The organism is Rhizobacter sp. P3_C12 (genome assembly GCF_056402735.1).
Map to the genome: position 1 here is coordinate 12,175 of NZ_JBFUGW010000020.1, position 19,269 is coordinate 31,443.

Here is a 19,269-nt window from a genome sequence, read left to right on the forward strand (position 1 = left end):
GCCGGGGAAGTTCCGGATGCGGGGCTCAGGGGTTGTGCGCGAAGATGTGCGGTCAACCGGTTGTCGATCGGCATGTCAGGTGCTGGTGAGTCCGAGCTTGTCGAGGAGCCCATTCAACTCCTCCAGCGAGCCGAAGGCAATGGCGACTTCGCCTTGTTCGCCGCGCTTGGTGCGCTTCTTGATGCGGATCTCGACCTGTGCCGTCAACGCATCGGAGAGCTCTTCCTCGATGCGTGCGATGTCGCGCGGCTTCTCTTTCGGCACGCGCAGCAGCGGCTGCTGGCGCGACGAGCCGAGCCGGGTCACGAGCTTCTCGGCCTCGCGCACGCTGAGCTTCTTCGCGACGATCTCGCCCGCGCCGAGGATCTGGTGCGCCCCATCGAGCGGCAGCAGCGCGCGCGCGTGCCCCATGTCGAGGTCGCCGGCCATCAGCATCTGCTGCACCGGCTCGGCGAGGTTCAGCAGGCGCAGCAGGTTGCTGGCGGCGCTGCGCGAGCGGCCGACGGCCTGGGCCGCCTGCTCGTGCGTCAGGTGGAATTCGTTGACGAGCCGCGCGATGCCGTGCGCCTCTTCGAGCGGGTTCAGGTCTTCGCGCTGGATGTTCTCGATCAGCGCCATCGCGGCGGCCGACTCGTCGGGCACCTCGCGCACCAGCACCGGCACCTCGTCGAGGCCGGCCAGCTTCGCGGCCCGCGTGCGGCGTTCGCCGGCGATGATCTCGTAGCGGTTCGGGCCGACCGGTCGCACCAGCACCGGCTGCATGATGCCCTGCGCCTTGATGCTCTCGGCGAGCTCGTACAGCGAGCCCTCGTCCATGCGCGTGCGCGGCTGGTACTTGCCGGGCTGCAGCTGGGTCAGCTTCAGCGTGCGCGGCGTGCCGTCGTCGGCCGGAACGGGGGAGTCGCTGACCGTGGGGCCGAGCAGTGCTTCGAGGCCGAGACCGAGGCCTTTGGGTTTCTTGGTTGCCATCGGGGCATTTTCCCTGATCAACCGGCGCGGGCTGCGGGCGATCGAAGCGATTGCAGCAGCACGCGTCCTTCGGGCCAGGCGCCGAGCCCGGATTGGCTGTTGACGTGGCCGCGCGGGCCGATGTCGACCTGCCGGCTGCCCCAGGCGTGGGTCATCTGCGCGGCGCGTTCGGCGGCGCAGAACGGATCGTCGCTGCTGACGACGGCGATGCTCGCGAAGGGCAGGGCCTGGCGCGCGATCGGGCGCCAGGGCGTCAGCTGCGGCGGCATGTCGGGGCGTTCGATGTCGGGCGGCGCCACCAGCAGCGCGCCGCGCACGCGGGCCGTGTGCCGCGAGTGCGCGGCCCACGCGGCGACCAGCTGGCAGCCGAGGCTGTGCGCCGCGAGCAGCACCGGCCGCTCGTCCTGCAGCAGCACGTCCTCGAGCCGGGCCATCCAGTCGCCGCGTTTCGGCCACAGCCAGTCGGCCTGCTCGACGCGGAGGTCGCCGTGTTCACGTTCCCAGAGGCTTTGCCAGTGACCGGGGTCGGAGTTCTCCCAGCCGGGGAGCAGGAGCACCCGCACGTCGTGCAGGGCTTGCGGATCAGCGTTTGTCATGCAGGTGGCTTATCCTCGCGGTCCGAGTTCTTTTCAGGTGGGTGGACGATTCAATGAAGCATCGCGTGTTTGTCGACGGCCAGGAAGGCACGACCGGTCTGCGCATCAACGAGTACCTGGCGGCGCGCAGCGACGTCGAAGTGTTGCGCATCGATGCCGACCGGCGCAAGGATGCCGCCGAACGCGCCCGCCTGCTGAATGCCGCCGACGTGGCCTTCCTGTGCCTGCCCGATGCGGCGTCGCGCGAAGCCGCGGCGCTGGTGACGAACCCGAACACCTGCCTGATCGACGCCAGCACGGCCCACCGCACGGTGCCGGGCTGGGTGTTCGGCCTGCCCGAACTGGCGGCCGACCAGCGCGCGAAGATCCGCGGCAGCAAGCGCCTCGCGAACCCCGGTTGCCATGCCAGCGCCTTCATCCTGCTGATGCGTCCGCTGGTGGATGCCGGCCTCGTGTCGGCGTCGCTCGGCGTCAGCGCCACGTCGATCACCGGCTACTCCGGCGGCGGCAAGAAGATGATCGAGCAGTACGAGGCGGGCGGCGACGCACGGCTCGATGCGCCGCGGCCCTATGGCCTGACGCTCGCGCACAAGCACATTCCCGAGATGATGGCCCACACCGGGCTCACGACGAAGCCGGTCTTCATGCCAATCGTAGGCAAGTTCTACAAGGGCTTGGCGGTGAGTGTGCCCTTGCATTTGGCGAGCCTGTCGGCGGGTGCCAGCCCGGAGTCGCTGCATGCAGCGCTGACGCAGCGCTACGAGGGCGAGCGCTTCATCCGCGTGATGCCGTTGCGCGATGCGGCGACGCTCGAAGAGGGCTTCTTCGATGTGCAGGCCTGCAATGACAGCAACCGCGTCGACCTGTTCGTGTTCGCGAACGAGAGCCAGGTGCTGCTGATGTCGCGGCTGGACAACCTCGGCAAGGGCGCCAGCGGCGCGGCGGTGCAGACGATGAACGTGCACCTCGGGCTGGACGAAGGCATGGGGCTGTAAGGCGGCGGGCTGGGGCTCAGGCGGCCACGGTCTCCTGGGCCCGCGCGACCATCTCGGCCGCGAATTCGACGAAGGCCTGCGCGCCCCGCGAGGCCGGGTCGAACACCACGCCGGGCAGGCCGTAGCTGGGCGCTTCGGCCAGGCGCACGTTGCGCGGGATCACGCTGTTGAACACCTTGTCGCCGAAGTGGGTCTTCAACTGATCGCTGACCTGCTGCTGCAGCGTGATGCGCGGATCGAACATCACGCGCAGCAGGCCGATCAGCTGCAGCTCGGGGTTCAGGTTGGCGTGCACCTGCTTGATGGTGTTGACCAGGTCCGACAGGCCCTCGAGCGCGAAGTACTCGCACTGCATCGGCACCACGACGCCATGGGCGCTGCACAGGCCGTTCAAGGTCAGCAGGCTCAGCGACGGCGGGCAGTCGATCAGCACGAAGTCGTAGTCAGTGGACACCGCCTCGAGCGCCGCCTTCAGCCGCTTGTCACGCCGCTCCAGCTTGACCAGCTCGACCTCGGCGCCCGCCAGCTCGCGGTTCGCGCCCAGCACGTCGTAGCCGACTTTCTCGCTGCGCTGCCGGGCCTCGGCGATCGTGGCCGACTCCAGCAGCACGTCGTAGACGCTCAGCGACAGCGCGCGCTTGTCGATGCCCGAGCCCATCGTCGCGTTGCCCTGCGGATCCAGGTCGACGACGAGCACGCGCTGGCCGATCAGCGCCAGGCCAGCGGCCAGGTTGACGGTGGTCGTCGTCTTGCCGACGCCGCCTTTTTGGTTCGCGATGCAGAAGATGCGGGTCATGGAGGAGGGCGCTGCTGGAAGAGGGATCAGTTGCTGCCGAGGCGGATGCCGAAGCCGATCAGGAAGATACCAGCCGCCTTCTGCAACCACGCCGTCCATCGGCGGTGCTGGCGAACTTTGTTCGACACCGACTGCGCAAAGGCGCACAGCGCCAGGCAGTAGGCGAGGGTGATCAGTGCGATCGTCGCGGCCATCGCGGCAAAGGTGACCGCGCCGCGCTGCGTGGCGGGGTCGATGAAGAGCGGGAAGAAGGCCATGTAGAACACGATGGCCTTCGGGTTCAGCAAGGTGATCAGGAAGGCCTGGCGCGCATAGTCGCGCGGCTCGATGCGGATGGGCGAGGCGTCGCCGGGCCGGGCCAGCAGCAGCCGCAGGCCGATCCAGGCCAGGTAGGCGGCACCGCCGTACTGCACCCACCGAAACGCCGTGGGGTGCGAGGCGAGCAAGGCCGCGACGCCGCCCACGGCCAGCCACAGCAGCACCTGGTCGCCGGCGATCACGCCGAAGGTGGCGGCGGCACCGGCGCGGAAGCCGCCCTTGGCGGTCGAGGTCAGCAGGGCCAGCGTGCCCGGGCCGGGCAGGGCGAGGAACAGCACGATGGCCAGGCAGAACGAGCCGTAGTCGGAGATGCCGAGCACACTCATCCGGCAGCCTTCGGGCGGATCCAGACCAGGCAGCGCTCGGCATCCAGGTCCGGAACGGTCAATGGTTCCACGTGAAACACATCGAGCGTGACCGGCAACTCGGCGATCTCGGTGGTCGGTGACTTGCCCTTCATCGCCATCCAGAGGCCACCCGGGGCCAGGTGCTTTTCGGTCAACCGGGTGAAGTCGCTCAGCGAGGCGAAGGCGCGGGAGGTGATCACGTCGGCGCGGGCGGGTGGCATCTCCTCGACCCGCGCGTGCTCGGAACGCAGTTGCCGCAAGCCCAGCTCGGCAGCGGCCTGCTGGATGAAGCTGGCCTTCTTGCCGACGGTGTCGACGCAGGTGATGTGCCACGACGGCTCGGCGATGGCGAGCACGACACCCGGCAGGCCGGCGCCGCTTCCGACATCGAGCATCCGCAACGGCCGCCCCGCGGCATGCCGGCGCAACGGCCCGACGACCGACAGGCTGTCGAGCAGGTGGTGGGTCAGCATCTCGGACGGGTCACGGACGGCGGTCAGGTTGTAGACCCGGTTCCACTTCGCGATCAGTGCCTGGTAAGCCAGCAGCCGGGCCTGCTGGTCGGCATCGAGCGCCAGCCCGAGCCGGTCCAGTCCGCTGGCGAGGGTGTGGGCCTCAGGCGGCTGCATCGGTCGGCGTGCTGTCGTTGCCGGCGCGATCGGCGGCCATGAACCCCTTGAAGCGACCCTTCTTGAGGTGGATCAGCAGCAGCGAGATCGCGGCCGGGGTGATGCCGGAAATGCGAGAGGCCTGCCCCAGGGTCTCCGGCCGATGCTTCGCCAGCTTTTGGCGGGCCTCGAAACTGAGCGCGGTGACCTGGGCGTAGTCCAACTCGGCGGGCAGGCGCAGGCTCTCGAAGTGAACAGTCCGCTCGACTTCATCGTTCTGCTTGGTGATGTAGCCGGCGTACTTGATGCTGATCTCGGCCTGCTCGATCACGGTGTCGGCGAGCGTCTGGCCCAATTCGGCGTGAAGCGCTGGGCGCGAAACGCCAGCCTCCGGCTTTGCGATGGCGGCGATGGCGGCGACCGCATCGAAATCCACCCCGGGGCGGCGCAGCAGATCGGCCAGGCTGTATTCATGCTCGATGGCTTTGCCCAACAGTCGCTCGGCATCCGCAGCCGGCAGCAGGTTGGGGTGCACCCAGGTCGAGCGCAGGCGTTCGGTTTCACGTGAAACAGCATCGCGCTTGCGGTTGAATGCCTCCCAGCGCGCGTCGTCCACCAGGCCCATGTCGCGGCCGGCTTCGGTGAGCCGGAGGTCGGCGTTGTCCTCGCGCAGCTGCAGCCGGAACTCGGCGCGGCTGGTGAACATGCGGTAGGGCTCGGTGACGCCCTTCGTGATCAGGTCGTCGACCAGCACGCCGAGGTAGGCCTGGTCGCGGCGAGGTGTCCAGGCGTCCAGCCCCCGCACCTGGCGGGCGGCGTTGATGCCGGCGAACAGGCCCTGGGCTGCCGCTTCCTCGTAGCCGGTCGTCCCGTTGATCTGGCCCGCGAAGAACAGGCCGCCGATGGCCTTCGTCTCGAAGCTGGCCTTCAGGCCGCGCGGATCGAAGTAGTCGTACTCGATCGCATAGCCCGGTCGCAGGATGTGGGCGTTTTCCAGCCCTTGCATCGAACGCACCGCGGCGAGCTGGATGTCGAAGGGCAGGCTGGTGCTGATGCCGTTCGGGTAGAACTCGTGGGTCGTCAGGCCTTCGGGCTCCAGGAAGATCTGGTGCGAGTCCTTGTCGGCGAAGCGATTGACCTTGTCTTCGATGCTCGGGCAGTAGCGGGGCCCCACACCTTCAATCACGCCGGTGAACATCGGGCTGCGGTCAAAACCGCTGCGGATGATCTCGTGCGTTTGTTCGTTGGTGTGCGTGATCCAGCAGGGCAGCTGTTGCGGGTGCTGCGAGGCATGGCCCATGAAGCTGAACACCGGCACCGGATCCAGGTCGCCGGGTTGCTCGGTCAGCTTCGAGAAATCGATCGTGCGGCCGTCCAGCCGCGGCGGCGTGCCGGTCTTCAGGCGCCCCTGCGGCAACTTCAGCTCTTTCAGCCGGGCCGACAGCGAGATGGCCGGCGGATCTCCGGCGCGGCCGCCGGCATGGTTCTGCAAGCCGACATGGATGCGCCCGTCCAGGAACGTGCCCGCGGTCAGCACGACGGTGCGGGCGCGGAACCGGATGCCGACCTGGGTGACGGCGCCGACCACGCGATCGCCCTCGACGATCAGGTCGTCGACGGCCTGCTGGAACAGCGTCAGGTTCGGCTGGTTCTCCAGCCGGCGGCGGATGGCCGCCTTGTAGAGAATGCGATCCGCCTGCGCGCGGGTCGCGCGAACCGCGGGGCCCTTCGAGCCATTGAGGATGCGGAACTGGATGCCGGCTTCGTCGGTCGCGACCGCCATCGCGCCGCCGAGCGCATCGACTTCCTTGACCAGGTGCCCCTTGCCGATGCCGCCGATCGACGGGTTGCAGCTCATCTGCCCGAGCGTCTCGATGTTGTGCGTCAGCAGCAAGGTGCTGCAACCCATGCGCGCGGCGGCGAGTGCGGCCTCGGTGCCGGCATGGCCGCCGCCGACGACAATCACGTCGAAATCATGGGGGAACAACATGGGGGCTCCGGTTGGGGTCACGGCAGCGGTGTCGGGTGCTGCAGACGCAGGGCGTGAGGGACGCCGGCGAAGGTCGGATTTTAGGCGGGGGGCGGCTTTCCGTCACCTTGGTTTCACGTGGAACAACCGATGAGCAGGGGTTTGAAGTGCCGGCCGAGGTGTGGGGCGTGCTGCATCGCGCCGTCGATCAGCACGCCGATTCCCGGCATGCCGAGTGGCAAGCCGGCGGGCGTGCCCTGCGTGCAGCTCGATGCGGATCTGCGCTGCAAGATCTTCGGGCACCCCGATCGGCCTGCGGTCTGCGGCTCGTTGCAGCCCAGCACCGACATGTGCGGGGCGGATGCTTCGCAGGCCATCCACTGGCTGAGCCAACTCGAGCGACAGACCCGTCCCGGTGGCGTCGACGCTGCGGCTACCCCCAATGCCCCGGCGGGCACGGCTCTCTAGACTCGTCCATCCCCACTGCACGGAGCGCCGACATGCGATTCCCTTCCATCTCCCGCCGCGAGTGGCTGGCTGCCGCCGCAACCTGCAGCATTCCGTCCATCGGCTGGGGGCAGGGCGCGGCCTGGCCGACCAGGTCGATCCGCTTCGTCGTGCCGTTCGCGCCGGGCGGCAGCTCGGAGATCGTCGCCCGGTCGACGGCCGTCGAACTCAGCAAGGGGCTCGGCCAGACCGTCTACGTCGAGAACAAGCCGGGCGGCAGCGGCAACATCGCGATGGCCGACGTGGCCCACGCCGACGACCAGCACACGTTGATCCTGGGGCACATCGGCACGCTGGCCGTGAACCCGTTCATGTACGACAAGCTGCCGTACGACCCGGTCAAGGATTTCCGTCCGATCACCCTGCTCGCCAAAGTGCCCAGCCTCTACGTCGTCCATCCGGATGTCCCGGCGAAGACCCTGAAGGAGTTCGTTGCGCTGGTGCGCAGCAAGCCGGGACAAATGAACTTCGGCTCGGCCGGCAACGGCAGCGCGGGGCACCTGGCGATGGAGTACCTGAAGGCCGTCGCCAACCTGTTCATCGTCCACGTTCCCTATCGCGGCACCGGACCCCAGCTGACGGACCTGCTGGCCGGCCGACTCGATGCGGCCTCGGTCGGTGCGCCGGCCATCCTGCAGTTCATCAAGGCCGGCAAGCTGCGCTGCCTGGCGACGGGCTCGAAGCAGCGCCTCGCGCAACTGCCCGACGTGCCGACCGTGGCCGAGCAGGGCTTCCCGGACTTCGAGATGACGCAGTGGTACGGGTTGATGGCCCCGTCCAGCCTTGCGCAAACGTATGCGGACCGCCTCGCGGTGGAGGCGGCGAAGGCGATACGCTCGCAGGCCGCCAAGGAGCGCCTGGAGGGCGATGCGGCCGAGGCGATCGGCAACACGCCGGCGCAGTTCGCGCAGTTCATCGCGCAGGAGCAGGCGCGCTGGAAACCGGTGATCACGCGGGCGCGCATCAAGCCGGACTGATCTGGCAAGGGCGGAACTGGAGCGCGATCGGCCCGTTTCCCGGCGGTTTGCCGGCCGCGGGCCCGTGGGAGCATGCGTAGCACGGTCCGCCGGGCGGCGCTGGGTTGCTGCCGAGACCGTGGGTTGGATCCGCTGTCCATGGTCGTGAACGTACTTCAGCTGCTGCGTCGGGTTGCCTCATCGGTCAAATTCAAGATCGTTGCCGCCGGCGTGCTCACCGCGGTCGCCGCCACGGCGGTCACGACGCACTTCGTCCTGTCGACCACGCAAAGCCGCTCGCGGCAGCAGCTGCTGCTGCAGAGCGCCAACGATGTCGAGCGCACGGCCAACCTGCTGTCGAGCAAGCTCGAGCTGCTGCAGACGGCATTGCAGGGCGTGGCGAGCCAGGTGCGGCCGGAGATGCTGCACGACCGGCCGGGGCTGACGCAGTTCCTGGTCGACAAGCCGTCGGCTGGCCTGCTGTTCGATTCCGTCTTCATCCTGGCCCCGAACGGGGATCTGCTGGTGCGCCTCGAGAAGGGCGTGCCGGGCACCCAGTTTCCGAACCTGGCCGACCGCGAGTACTTCCAGCGCGTGATGCGCGAGAAGCTGCCGGTGGTCTCCCGGCCGCTGGTCAGCGCGATCAGCCATGCGGCCGTCCTGATCTTCGCGGTGCCGGTGCGGCAGGTCGACGGCCAGGTCACGGCCGTCGTCGGTGGCGCGTTGCGCCTGGACAAGACCGGGCTGCTGTCGTTCCTGCGCGACTCGTCCGGCCGCGACAACTCGCGCGATCTCGTCATCGATCGCAGCGGGCAGATCCTCGCGCATGCCGATCCGAAGCGGATCATGGGCCATGCGCGCGACGAGGTCGGGCTGAGCGCGGAGTTCGAACGCTGGACCCTCGACGGCGGCACGATCCACGTGGAGGGTGCGGCCTCGTTGGGCCATGGCTACCTGGTCGCGCTGGCCGGCGTGCCCGCTGCGGAATGGATGCTGATCCACGTCACGCCGGAGGCGGACGCGATGCAGTCGCTGGCCGCGGCACGCGACACGGCGTGGCGCGTCGGTGCGATCGTGGGGATGGCGGCGGCGTTGCTCGCGGGCTTGCTGGCCTGGTTCATCACGCGGCCCATCTCGCAACTGCATGCGAGGGCGATGAGCCTGCTCGATGACGAGGCCGCCCTCCGCGGCGACTGGCCGCGCGGAGCGGGGGAGATCGGTGCGCTGTCGCGCGCGTTCCAGCACGTCGTCGAACAGCGGATGCTGCGGGGTCGCGAGACGCACCGGCTGCTGGGGCAGTTGCAGGCGGTTCTCGATGCGGCGCATGCCGGCATCGCGCTCACGCGCGAAGGGCGCTTCGAACTGGTGAGCCGGCATTTCTGCGAGCTGTTCGGACGCGACAAGGCCGAGTTGCTCGGGCATGACACGCGGTTGATCTTCACGAACGAGTTGCAGCACCAGCAGCTGAGCCAGCAGTCACTCGATGCGCTCGACGCCGACGGTGCCTACGAGGCGGAATGCCCGCTGGCACGGCGCGACGGCAGCACGTTCCGCGGGCACATCCGCGGCAGCCTGTTGCCCGGCAGCGACCGCCGCGCCGGCATCATCTGGATCGTCGAGGACGTGACCGAGGCGCATGAACGCAACGCGCGCCTGTCGTGGTCGGCCACCCATGACGCGATGACGCGCCTGGCCAACAGGGTGCAATTCGACAAGGTCCTCGACGAGGCGACCCAGCGGGCCGGCGAGCAGCCGTTCTGCGCGCTGTTCATCGACCTGGATCGCTTCAAGGCCGTCAACGACACGGCGGGGCATGCGGCGGGAGACGCACTGCTGCGTGACGTCGCCTCGCAACTGCAGGAGCGGGTGCGCCCATCGGACACGGTGGCGCGGCTCGGCGGCGATGAGTTCGCGGTGCTGCTGCCGCACTGTCCGGTCAAGCGCGCGCTGGCCATTGCGGACAGCCTGCGGGCCGCGATCAACGGCCATCGGCTGGAGTGGGAGGGCCACAGCCTCGGCGTCGGCGCGAGCATCGGGCTCGTGCAGGTCGACGCCAGCTTCGCGAATGCGGCGGCGGTGCTCAAGGCCGCCGACATGGCGTGCTACGCCGCGAAGCGCGATGGACGGAACCAGGTGGTGGTCTATACCACTGCGATGGCGGCGTCTCGGAATCTGGTGGGGGTTTGAAGGGCCGGCCTCGGAACCGAGGCGGCCGGGCCAAGCCTGTTGTCACTTCGACAATTCAAAGCGCAACAGACCTGGCTTGGCACGACTGACATTGACGAGATCAGGGACACCCCTGTCTCTTCGAGGGAACCTCGCTGCGGTGACAGCCGCTCACGGGTTCCTCTTCGATTTACTACTTCCTCCGCTGAGTTCGTTGCAGTGATCCCGGGAATCTGGAGCGCCCGACCACTGCTCGATCAACTTTTACTACGGTCACACACTAACGACTGGACTCGCGTCCAGGAATCTCACCAAGTCTTGTTCGGCTGGTCGGTGCCGCCGCTGATCAAACGCAGCAACTTGCTGTCGAGAACGACGGGCTCATTGCGAACGATCTTCGAATCGGTTTCGAAACGAGCCTTGTCGTTCGATTGCGTCGAGGGGATCAGTGCGATTGCTTGTTGCATGAGGAGCTCCTGGCTTGCTGCGTGCACGCCAACTCGTGCACTGGCTCTATTGCAGCAGCCCCCCTCGTTTGCGGTAACTGTCAGCTCTTACAGGTATCGCTGCACGCCAAGTTCAGGCAGTGCAAAACTCAACGAATCAGACCCATGCGCAAGGCCTTCAAGACGGCCTGATGCTTGTTGACGCAGCCGAGCTTGTGCATTGCATTGTTCACATGCAGTACAGCAGTTCGCTCACTGATACCGAGGATGTTGCCGACCTCCCACGCGGTCTTGCCATCCATCGTCCAACGCAAGGTTTCGACCTCGCGTGGCGTGAGTGGCGACGTCCCTGGCTCCTGGGCCGTGGGGATGAGAATGCGCGATGCGGTCTCGTAGGCGTGCACGGTGAAGAGTTGCAGGTCGGCGACGATGCGCGTCAGCTCCTGACGATCCGTCGGCAGCGGCTGGTCCCGCTCGACACCGAACATGAAGTGCTTGCCGTCAGGCAGATGCAACGTCAGCCCGATGCCGTGCGAATAGCCGAAACGGGCTTGCTGCTCCCACTTCTCGCCCTGGCCCACCGAGGTGTACGTCTTCTGGTCCCAGATGATGGGAACGCTTTGTCGCTTGCAATGCTGCATCACCGGGTCGGTGCGGCCATTGCCCACCTCCTCGAACGAATCCCGGTACGCCGAGGGCGCATTGTCGACAGCGATGAATTCCGGGTCGCCCAGGAAATGGTCGATGACCGTGATGGCGCTGACTTTCTCGAACCCGAGTTGCTGTGCAAAGCGAACGATCTCGCCCTGGAACTCCTCGCGGGTTCCAGCTTGCAGCACCGACATGTACCCACCTTGCAGCATGGTCCTCTCACCTCGCAACCGTTTGCTCCGGCCTCACTACCTCAAGCGACCCTGACAGGTCTTACAGCTGACAGAGATTACAGCTGGCAAGGTTTACAGCTAGGCGCGACCGTGACTTGACCACATTATTGGCCAATCACAAAACTCAGGGATCAACACGATCAACCGCTATGACGCCTGCATGGACCATCTACGCCTGGCCGCCCGTCAAGTGGCAGGCAGACAGCACCCCTGATCTTCACTTCGTGCATTTGGGCACACGCGTGTTGAATCCTGGTGACGATGACGGACCGAGCACCGGCCAGACGCTGTGGGGCGGGCCGCTCTCCGAAGGCGCGGCCGGCGTGGCGTGGGACTGGGTGCAGCTCGAGCAGGGCATCGTCGCGATGGCCGATCCGCTCGGCCTGATCACCAACCTGCAGCTGCTCGGCGCCGGCGGCGAGAAGCTGAGCGGCATGGAAGTGGCGATGCGGCTCAACGAGATCGTGCACACGCTGCCGTGGCAGAACGAGGTGCAGCGGGCGCTGGACCGCGCGGCCTGACCTGCGGCCTGAGGGCCGCACCCCCGATTCAGCCGGCGGCGAGCACCATCTCGGTGTGCAGGATGCCGTCTTCCAGGTAGCGCTCGCCGACCACCACGAACCCGAAGCCCGCATAGAAGGCCTCCAGCCGCGACTGCGCCGAGATGCGGATCCCGTGCTCCGGCAGCACTTCGCGCGCGTGCGCGATCGCGCGCCGCACCAGTTCGCGGCCCAGACCCAGGCCGCGCGCCGCCTCGCTGGTGATCACGCGGCCGATCGACGGCTCCAGGTACTTCGCGCCGGGCGGCAGCAAGCGGGCATACGCGAACGGCTGGCGCTGCGAGGGCAGCCACGCGGCGAGGTGCCAGGCCGCCTCGTCATGGCCGTCGACATCGAGGTAGGCGCAGTTCTGTTCGACCGAGAAGACCTGCTGGCGCGTCATGTAGATGTCGTGCAGCTCGCGCAGCGTGAGTTCGTCGAAGCGGCAGAAGCGCCACTGCAGCGCGTCGAGGGACAGGGGTGGAGTGCTCATCCCCGCATGCTATCGAACCGCCGCGGCGCGCAGGTGGCGCGCCACGAAGACGACGCTCACCACCGTCAGCACCGTGCAGACGGCCAGCGAGACCGCCACCGGCTGCATCGCCAGCGCCTCGCCCTTCAGCACGCGCGTCATCAGCGTGAACTGCGCGAGGCCGGGCACCCAGGCGTGCCACCAGGCTTCGCCACCCTGGTTGAAGAGCGTCATCAGCGGCAGCAGCGAGGCCGCGAGCACCACCACCGTGCTGTTCGCCTGGGCCTCCTTGAAGGTCTTGCAGCGGATCGCCACCGCCATCAGCAGCGCCGACAACGCCGCCGCCAGCGGCAGCAGCAACGCGATGAACAGCATCGCCTCGACCCAGCCGAACTGGAACATCGCCTGCAGCGTGTCGCTGCGCAGCAGCCACTGCGCCGGCAGGAAACTCAGGCAGCACAGCACCGCGATCAGCATCGCGAGCGCGAACACCGCCCCCCACTTGCCGCCGACCAGCGCCCAGCGCGGCGCCGGGTTGGCCAGCAAGGGCTCCAGCGATCCCCGCTCGCGTTCGCCGGCCGTGGTGTCCAGCGCGGCGTTCAGCGCGCCGTAGACCACGGCCATGATCACGAAGAATGGCAGCATGCCGGTGAGCTGGGCAGCACGGCCCTGGGCGCTCGCGAGATCGCGCTCCTCGACCTGCATCGGCTCCAGCAGCTGGGGTGAGACGCCGCGCAGCGCCAGGCTCAGCGCGCCGCGCTCGCGGGCATAGGCCGCGAGCAGCCGCTGCACGCGCCCGGCACCGGCCTCGGCCGCCTTGTTGCCGGTGTCGGAGACGATCTGCAGCGCCGGCTGCTCGCCACGCAGCAGCGCGGCCTCGAAGCCGGGCGGCACCACGAGCACCGGATCGCCGAGCTTCTGCGCGCGCAGCTTCGCTTCGTAGTCGGCCGGTGCCGGCGTCACGACGTAGCTCTGCCGCTCGATGAAGTTGCGCAGTGCCGGTGCATGCTCGATGCCCGACACGACCACCTCGCGCTTCTCGGCCTGCGCCTCCAGCGTCGCGATCAGGCCCGACAGCGCGACCAGCACCAGCGGCCCGAGCAGCACGCTCGAGATCAGCACCACGATCAGCGTGCGGCGGTCGCGCAGCGCATCGGCCAGTTCCTTGCGCAGCACGATCAGCAACAACGACAGGCCGCTCATGCCGCGAGCTCGTCAGCGAAAGCGAGCTTCACGAACGCCTCCTCGAAATCCTGCTCGCCGGTCTGCGCGAGCAGCTCGCCCACCGTGCCGCTGGCGACGGTGCGCCCGTGCGACACCACCGAGACGCTGTCGCACAGCCGTTCCACCTCTTGCATGATGTGCGTCGAGAACACGATGCACTTGCCGCCGCCGGCCGGGCTGCGCAGGTGGCGCAGCACCTCGCGCAGTGCGCGCGTCGCGAGCACGTCCAGCCCGTTGGTCGGCTCGTCGAGCACGATGTTCGCCGGGTCGTGCACCAGCGCACGGGCCAATGCGGTCTTCATGCGTTCTCCCTGGCTGAAGCCGTCGGTGCGGCGTTCCAGCAGCGCCTTCAGGTCCAGCGATTCGGCCAGCGCCTCGGCGCGCGCCTGGGCCGCGTCGCGCGAGAGCCCCTGCAGCCGGCCGTAGTAGACGATGTTCTCGCGCGCGCTGAGGCGTGGCGACAGCCCGCGCGCATCGGCCAGCACGCCCATGCGCGCCAGCGCCGCCTGCGGCTGCGTCGCGACGTCCAGGCCGTCGACGGCGAGCCGGCCGGCGTCCGGCGTGATCAGCCCGGCCAGCATGCGCAGCGTCGTCGTCTTGCCGGCGCCGTTCGGCCCGAGCAGGCCGGTGATGCAGCCGTCGGGGGCGTGCAGGTGCACGTCGGCGACGGCCTGCACGCTGCGCCCGCGCGCGGCGGTGAAGCGCTTCGCGACGTGGTCGATGTGGATCATGGCGTCGCTCCGGTCTGCAAGGGGACGAAGGCCGGCGGGCGCGGCACCGCGACCAGGCAGGTCGTGTCGAGCGCGAGCGCCACTTCATCGTCGGCCGCGTCGATGAAGCGCTGGATCAGGTCGCGCGCGCAGCCCACGCCCATCACGCCGTGGCCGGCATTCGGCACCACCACCGAGCGCGCCTGCGCGCCCAGCGCGCGCGCGACGCGGTCCGCATGGCGCGGCGGGGTGATCGGGTCGAGCCCGCCGCTGAGCAGCAGCACCGGGGTCGCGCTGGCCGACAGGCGGTAGAACGCCTCGGGCACCGCACCGCGCGGCCAGGTGGCGCAGACGCGCTCGTACAGCGTGCCCAGCGTACGGCCGAAGTCGGCGCCGGGCGGGTCGGTGGCCTGCGCCATCCGCGGCACATCCTCTGCGCAGACGACGCTGAAATGCATGCCCATCGCGAGGCCCATGCCCTTGCGCGCCCCCAGCAGCCCGCCGAGCCCGACCAGGCCGTCGACGCGGCCCTGCGCCGCCTCGTGCAGCGCCGTCGGCAGCGCGGCGGCGATCCACGGCGCATACAGCGTGCCGCGCACCGCGCCCAGCACCATCTCGCGCGTCAGCGTGAAACGCTCGATGCGGCCGGTGAGCGGGTGGGCCGCGCTGACCTCGCGCGGCAGGCCGGCGAGCAGCGCCTTCCAGTCGGCGCGCAGCGTCGGGTGCGCGCGTGTGCACCCGGCCTCGGCCTCGCAGGCGGCGAGCAGTGCGTCGAAGGCCTGCTGGCCGTCGGTCGAGAAGCTGACCGGCAGCACCATGTCGGCCGGCGCGACGCCGTCGAGCACGCTGCGCCGCAGCCGGTCCGGAAACTGCCGCTGGTACTCCAGCGCGGCGCGCGTGCCGTACGACGCGCCGAGCAGGTTGATGCGTGGAGCGCCCAGCTGCGCGCGCACGGCATCGAGGTCCTGCATCGCGAGCGTGGTCGTGAAGAAGCCGAGGTCGGCCGGCGCGGTGAGGGGCGCGCGCGTGGCGAGCCGGTCGCGGCACGCGGCCATGCGGGCGAACTGCCGCGCCGGGTCGGCCTCGTCGGCGAGTGCGGCCTCGCGCTTCGACTCGTCCTCGCAGTCGAGCGGTGCCGAGCGTCCGGTGCCGCGCTGGTCGACGAACACGATGTCGCGCCGGTTGTTCAGGCGCTGGAACAGCGGCATCACGCTGCCAGCCAGCGTGATCGCGCTCTGGCCCGGCCCGCCGGCCAGCAGGAACACCGGGTCGGGCAGCTTGCGGCGGGCCATCGCCGGCACGACGACGTAGTGCACGTCGATCTGCGGCCCGGCCGGGCGCGCCGGGTCGAGCGGCCGCCGCACCTGGCCGCAGCGCACCTCGTTGCGCAGGCCGGCCACGCGGCACGGTGTCGTCGCCTCGTCGGCGGCGCGGGCCGGCACAGCCGCCACGCCGAGCAGGGCAGCCAGCGCCGCGGTCAGCACCGCAACAAGCAGCGTGCGCGTCATTCGCCCAGCAGCCGCTTCAGCTCGCCGCTGTCGATCAGCCGCTGCACGTCGGTCTGGCCGCCGACCAGCGTGCCCTTGACGAACACCATCGGGAAGGTCGGCCAGCCGGTCCACATCTTCAGCGCCGCGCGGCGCCGCCACAGGCTGAAATAGCTGCCGTACTCCAGGTAGTGGTGTGCGACGCCGGCGGCTTCGAGCGCCCGGCGCACGCCGCGGCAGTGCGGGTTCTGCGCCATGCCGACCACCAGCACCGGGTTCGAGGCGGCGGCCGCCTGCACGTTGTGGACGATGTCCGCGTTCAGCGTCGCGACCTTCTCGCGGATCGCCGGGTGCAATCGGAATTCTTCAAGGACTTGGCGCGGCATGCAGGCTCCAGTGCACTTCGGTGCAAAGGCGGGAGATTAGCCGACACGGGCACCTCCTCGGCCCCGATGGCGCCGGTGGCCCGCCCGCTGTGTAATACCGGGTCCGCCACTCCCGACGAAGGCTCACCATGAAGCTCTACTACAGCCCCGGCGCCTGCTCTCTGTCGCCCCACATCGTGCTGCGCGAGGCCGGCCTCGCGTTCGAGCCGGTGCTGGCCAGCACCAAGACGCACCAGCTCGCCGACGGCACCGACTACTACACGATCAGCCCGAAGGGCTATGTGCCGCTGCTCGAGCTCGACACCGGCGAGCGGCTGACCGAGGGCCCGGCGATCCTGCAGTACCTCGCCGACCAGGTGCCGACGAAGAACCTGGTGCCGGCCAACGGCACGATGCTGCGCTACCGCGTGCAGGAGTGGCTGAACTTCATCACCAGCGAGCTGCACAAGGGCTTCGGCGTGCTGTTCAACCCGGCGATGCCGGAAGAGGCGAAGGCGGTGATGCGCAGCAAGGTGCAAGGCCGCTTCGCGTGGATCGACGGGCAGCTGAGCGGCAAGGCCTACCTGATGGGCGAGCACTTCAGCATCGCCGACGCCTACCTCTACACCGTGAGCCGCTGGGCGCCGCGCGTGGGTGTCGAGATCGGCGGGCTGGCGAATGTGACGGCGTACGTGGCCCGGGTTGGCGCGAGACCCGCCGTCCAGGACGCCCTGAAGGCGGAAGGCTTGGTGTGACCCACCCCCGAAGCACCTTCGGCGGGCCCCCTCGGGCTGGCGCCCTCTCCCCCTCAAGGGGGCGCCGCCAGCGGCCCGGCAAAGCCGGTTCCGCGGCCGCCGCTGGGTTGTGTGCCGTGTTCGCAATCAGCGCGCAGGCCGCCCCGGCGCCCGGCCGCTACGAGGCGCAGCTGTGCGTGGCGCTGTCGGACGCCGCGCCCAGCTGCGGCCCGGCGCAGGTCGACTGGCGCAGCGGCCAGCGCGTGCGTGTCCAGCTCAGCGACATCGTCTACCAGCTGAAGCTGCACAGCAGCCAGCTCGATGTCGTGCTGAAGCAGGGCGGCATGCAGCTCGACGAGTTCAGTGCCGACTATGCGTGGCAAGGCGATACGCTGCAGTTCGCCGATCGCGACAAGGGCGCTCGCTACGAGCTGCAGCTCGGATCTCGCAAGAAGTAGCGTCTTGCCGGGCGCGATTCAGACCGTCTTCTTCGGCGCCGGCTTCAGCAGGGCATCGCAGGTGGTGCGCTGGCTGTCGCCGGCCGGCAGCTGCTGGCACACGCCGTCGAGCTGCGCCTGCAGCCGCTTGAACGCCGGGCCGTGGCCGGGCGTGCGCTGCCAGGCCAGCAGCTTGTCGCCGGCGCGTTGCAGCGAGCGGGCGCTGCGCTCGTAGAAGGCGCCCGGTTGCTCCGCTTCCTTGAAGAGCTGCTGCGCGGCGCGCTCGATGCGCGCATCGTCCTGCGGCGACAGGTCGACCAGCGCCGCCAGGTAGCGCGCCCCCCATTGCAGGCGCGTGGCCGGGCCCTCGCTCTTGTCGAACGATTCCTCGTACCAGTGCAGCGCACCGGCCTTGTCGCCGCGCTTCTTCGCGTTGGCGGCGAGGCCCAGCATCAGGTAGTACGGCGAATGGCTCTTCGCGAGGTTGGCCTTCAGCAGCGCATCCGATTCGTCCAGCAGCCCGGCCATCTCCAGCATGTCGGCGGCGCTCGTGATCACGGCCTGGCGCTCGTAGCCGTCGGTGATCTCGCGGTCGGAGCGCGCGGCCAGCTCGCGCACCTCGGCCAGCAGCGCCTCGGGCATCGCCGGCGTCGCGTCCTTCGGGGCGTCGATGCGGGCCAGGTCGACGCGTGCGATCAGCGCGGTCAGCCGGTCGGCGCGCGACAGCGTGGCATCGGCCTGCAGCCCCTTCAGCGTCCCGTCGAAGGCGGTCAGCAGCTGCGTGCGCTGCGGCGTCTTCGCGGCCGACAGCACGCGCACCAGGTCGGCGGCGCTGACGGTCAGCACGTCCATCTGCGCGCGGGCGGCGGCCGGATCGGCCAGCAGCGCGAGCACGCGCTCGCGGTCGGCCGGTGTCGCCTTCACCTCGGCGGCATCTCCGGCCATCAAGGCTTTCAGCAGCAGCCGCTGGGCCGTCTCCGGCTGGTCGGCGGGGCAGCCCTGCGCGAGCTGGCGCAGCACCGCCACCGATTGCGCCTTCGGCAGCACCTGCTGCTCGTCGGTCTCCCACGAGTAGAACGCGAGCAGCTTCCAGTCGTTGGCCGACAGGCCCTTGCTGCCGGCGCGCGCATCGGCCAGCACCGCCTTCACCGGCCGCTGCGCGCTGATGCCCAGCGTCAGCACCTGCGTGTACTGGGCGGCATCGACCTCGCCGGGCAGGCGGGTCACTTCGGCGCCGGCCGGGTTGAACAGCACCATCGTCGGATAGCCGCGTACCGCGAAGCGGGTGCCCAGCTTCTGCGCGCCGGGGCTGTCGCCGTCGATGTAGACCGGCACGAAGGCGCGCGAGCGCTCGATGAAATCCTGCCGGTTGAACAGCGTGGCCTTGACCTGGTTGCACGGCGGGCACCACTTGGCGCCCCAGTAGACGAAGACCGGCTTGTTCGCGGTCTTCGCGTCGGCGAAGGCGGCGTCGACATCGGCGTCGCTCGCGGCCTGGCGCCAGGCAATGCCGGGCTTCTCGGGGGCGTCGTGCGGCGCGCTCGCGGCGCTGACGGCGGGGGCCGCGGCAGTGGCAGTGGCGGGCGGCGGTGGCGCTTCCTGCCGCGAGCAGGCGGCCAGGACGGCCAGCAGGGTCAGGATCGCGAGGGGCAGGTGGGTTCTCATGGGCATCTCCCGGGCGCAAGACGCACAGTGTGGCGCATCCTGGGGCGCCTCCGCGAGGGGTGATCCTCGAAATCCGGCC

General features: G+C 69.2%; 21 protein-coding genes. 7 read left to right on the top strand and 14 right to left on the bottom strand.

Annotation, left to right across the window (positions count from 1 at the left end; genetic code table 11):
• Positions 1 to 75: 75 nt before the first annotated feature.
• Together AC1DXV_RS05670 and AC1DXV_RS05675 are read right to left on the bottom strand one after the other, a co-directional pair.
• Positions 76 to 969: a ParB/RepB/Spo0J family partition protein gene (locus AC1DXV_RS05670; protein WP_477865275.1), complete on the bottom strand. Its 894-nt coding sequence runs from the start codon at positions 967 to 969 to the stop codon at positions 76 to 78.
• Between the two features lie 17 nt (positions 970 to 986).
• On the bottom strand, positions 987 to 1,565 hold the full coding sequence (locus AC1DXV_RS05675) for an RBBP9/YdeN family alpha/beta hydrolase (protein WP_477932813.1): 579 nt from the start codon (positions 1,563 to 1,565) through the stop codon (positions 987 to 989).
• A gap of 53 nt (positions 1,566 to 1,618) precedes the next feature.
• On the opposite strand from AC1DXV_RS05675, the gene argC reads away from it, so the two are divergent.
• Positions 1,619 to 2,560 carry an N-acetyl-gamma-glutamyl-phosphate reductase gene (argC, locus tag AC1DXV_RS05680; RefSeq protein ID WP_477864266.1) on the top strand — a complete coding sequence of 314 codons (942 nt, stop codon included), beginning with the start codon at positions 1,619 to 1,621 and terminating at the stop codon, positions 2,558 to 2,560.
• 16 nt (positions 2,561 to 2,576) lie between these two features.
• On the opposite strand, the gene AC1DXV_RS05685 is transcribed toward argC, so the two are convergent.
• From AC1DXV_RS05685 to mnmG, 4 genes are read right to left on the bottom strand one after another with little or no spacing between them, the layout of a single operon-like run.
• Positions 2,577 to 3,356, bottom strand: coding sequence for a ParA family protein (locus AC1DXV_RS05685; protein ID WP_477932815.1), 780 nt, complete (start codon positions 3,354 to 3,356; stop codon positions 2,577 to 2,579).
• Between the two features lie 26 nt (positions 3,357 to 3,382).
• On the bottom strand, positions 3,383 to 3,994 hold the full coding sequence (locus AC1DXV_RS05690; RefSeq protein WP_477864290.1) for a LysE family transporter: 612 nt from the start codon (positions 3,992 to 3,994) through the stop codon (positions 3,383 to 3,385).
• Positions 3,995 to 3,996: 2 nt separating this feature from the next.
• The gene (gene rsmG, locus AC1DXV_RS05695) at positions 3,997 to 4,650 is read right to left on the bottom strand and encodes a 16S rRNA (guanine(527)-N(7))-methyltransferase RsmG (RefSeq protein WP_477932816.1); all 654 of its coding nucleotides are present in this window, start codon (positions 4,648 to 4,650) and stop codon (positions 3,997 to 3,999) included.
• Entirely contained in the window at positions 4,637 to 6,619 is a 1,983-nt protein-coding gene (mnmG, locus tag AC1DXV_RS05700) for a tRNA uridine-5-carboxymethylaminomethyl(34) synthesis enzyme MnmG (protein WP_477864269.1), read from the bottom strand. Before mnmG ends, rsmG begins: the two co-directional genes overlap by 14 nt.
• A 129-nt stretch (positions 6,620 to 6,748) precedes the next feature.
• Between mnmG and AC1DXV_RS05705 the strand changes: the two genes are divergently transcribed.
• The 3 genes from AC1DXV_RS05705 (at position 6,749) to AC1DXV_RS05715 (ending at position 10,248) form a co-directional block, all read left to right on the top strand.
• Positions 6,749 to 7,066 (top strand): YkgJ family cysteine cluster protein, encoded by a 318-nt coding sequence (locus AC1DXV_RS05705; RefSeq protein WP_477864270.1) that lies wholly within the window; start codon positions 6,749 to 6,751, stop codon positions 7,064 to 7,066.
• 32 nt (positions 7,067 to 7,098) lie between these two features.
• Positions 7,099 to 8,082, top strand: a complete 984-nt coding sequence (locus AC1DXV_RS05710; protein ID WP_477864271.1) for a Bug family tripartite tricarboxylate transporter substrate binding protein — start codon at positions 7,099 to 7,101, stop codon at positions 8,080 to 8,082.
• A 138-nt stretch (positions 8,083 to 8,220) separates the two neighbouring features.
• Positions 8,221 to 10,248: a diguanylate cyclase gene (locus AC1DXV_RS05715; RefSeq protein WP_477864272.1), complete on the top strand. Its 2,028-nt coding sequence runs from the start codon at positions 8,221 to 8,223 to the stop codon at positions 10,246 to 10,248.
• Positions 10,249 to 10,535: 287 nt separating this feature from the next.
• Here the strand turns inward: AC1DXV_RS05715 and AC1DXV_RS05720 are convergent, their stop codons facing one another.
• Positions 10,536 to 10,694, bottom strand: a complete 159-nt coding sequence (locus tag AC1DXV_RS05720; protein WP_477864273.1) for a hypothetical protein — start codon at positions 10,692 to 10,694, stop codon at positions 10,536 to 10,538.
• A gap of 128 nt (positions 10,695 to 10,822) precedes the next feature.
• Positions 10,823 to 11,518 carry a helix-turn-helix transcriptional regulator gene (locus AC1DXV_RS05725; protein ID WP_047503655.1) on the bottom strand — a complete coding sequence of 232 codons (696 nt, stop codon included), beginning with the start codon at positions 11,516 to 11,518 and terminating at the stop codon, positions 10,823 to 10,825.
• 188 nt (positions 11,519 to 11,706) lie between these two features.
• On the opposite strand from AC1DXV_RS05725, the gene AC1DXV_RS05730 reads away from it, so the two are divergent.
• The gene (locus tag AC1DXV_RS05730) at positions 11,707 to 12,078 is read left to right on the top strand and encodes a DUF4902 domain-containing protein (protein ID WP_047503652.1); all 372 of its coding nucleotides are present in this window, start codon (positions 11,707 to 11,709) and stop codon (positions 12,076 to 12,078) included.
• A 28-nt stretch (positions 12,079 to 12,106) separates the two neighbouring features.
• On the opposite strand, the gene AC1DXV_RS05735 is transcribed toward AC1DXV_RS05730, so the two are convergent.
• The 5 genes from AC1DXV_RS05735 to AC1DXV_RS05755 are packed head-to-tail and all read right to left on the bottom strand — an operon-like array spanning position 12,107 to position 16,375.
• A complete protein-coding gene (locus AC1DXV_RS05735; protein WP_477864274.1) occupies positions 12,107 to 12,589 on the bottom strand; it encodes a GNAT family N-acetyltransferase in 483 nt (160 codons plus the stop codon).
• Between the two features lie 9 nt (positions 12,590 to 12,598).
• Positions 12,599 to 13,771 (bottom strand): ABC transporter permease, encoded by a 1,173-nt coding sequence (locus tag AC1DXV_RS05740; protein WP_477864275.1) that lies wholly within the window; start codon positions 13,769 to 13,771, stop codon positions 12,599 to 12,601.
• Complete coding sequence (locus AC1DXV_RS05745; RefSeq protein ID WP_477864276.1) at positions 13,768 to 14,523, bottom strand: ABC transporter ATP-binding protein; 756 nt, start codon at positions 14,521 to 14,523, stop codon at positions 13,768 to 13,770. The genes AC1DXV_RS05740 and AC1DXV_RS05745 overlap by 4 nt, the downstream gene beginning before the upstream one ends.
• Positions 14,520 to 16,010 (bottom strand): alpha/beta hydrolase, encoded by a 1,491-nt coding sequence (locus tag AC1DXV_RS05750; protein ID WP_477864277.1) that lies wholly within the window; start codon positions 16,008 to 16,010, stop codon positions 14,520 to 14,522. Before AC1DXV_RS05750 ends, AC1DXV_RS05745 begins: the two co-directional genes overlap by 4 nt.
• Positions 16,007 to 16,375, bottom strand: a complete 369-nt coding sequence (locus AC1DXV_RS05755) for a glutaredoxin domain-containing protein (RefSeq protein WP_477864278.1) — start codon at positions 16,373 to 16,375, stop codon at positions 16,007 to 16,009. Before AC1DXV_RS05755 ends, AC1DXV_RS05750 begins: the two co-directional genes overlap by 4 nt.
• 128 nt (positions 16,376 to 16,503) lie before the next feature.
• Between AC1DXV_RS05755 and gstA the strand changes: the two genes are divergently transcribed.
• Together gstA and AC1DXV_RS05765 are read left to right on the top strand one after the other, a co-directional pair.
• Positions 16,504 to 17,109, top strand: a complete 606-nt coding sequence (gene gstA / locus AC1DXV_RS05760; protein WP_477932819.1) for a glutathione transferase GstA — start codon at positions 16,504 to 16,506, stop codon at positions 17,107 to 17,109.
• Positions 17,110 to 17,225: 116 nt separating this feature from the next.
• The gene (locus AC1DXV_RS05765) at positions 17,226 to 17,546 is read left to right on the top strand and encodes a hypothetical protein (protein WP_477864280.1); all 321 of its coding nucleotides are present in this window, start codon (positions 17,226 to 17,228) and stop codon (positions 17,544 to 17,546) included.
• Between the two features lie 18 nt (positions 17,547 to 17,564).
• Here AC1DXV_RS05765 and AC1DXV_RS05770 read toward each other — a convergent pair whose 3' ends face one another.
• Positions 17,565 to 19,190 carry a thioredoxin family protein gene (locus AC1DXV_RS05770; protein ID WP_477864281.1) on the bottom strand — a complete coding sequence of 542 codons (1,626 nt, stop codon included), beginning with the start codon at positions 19,188 to 19,190 and terminating at the stop codon, positions 17,565 to 17,567.
• Positions 19,191 to 19,269: the final 79 nt, after the last annotated feature.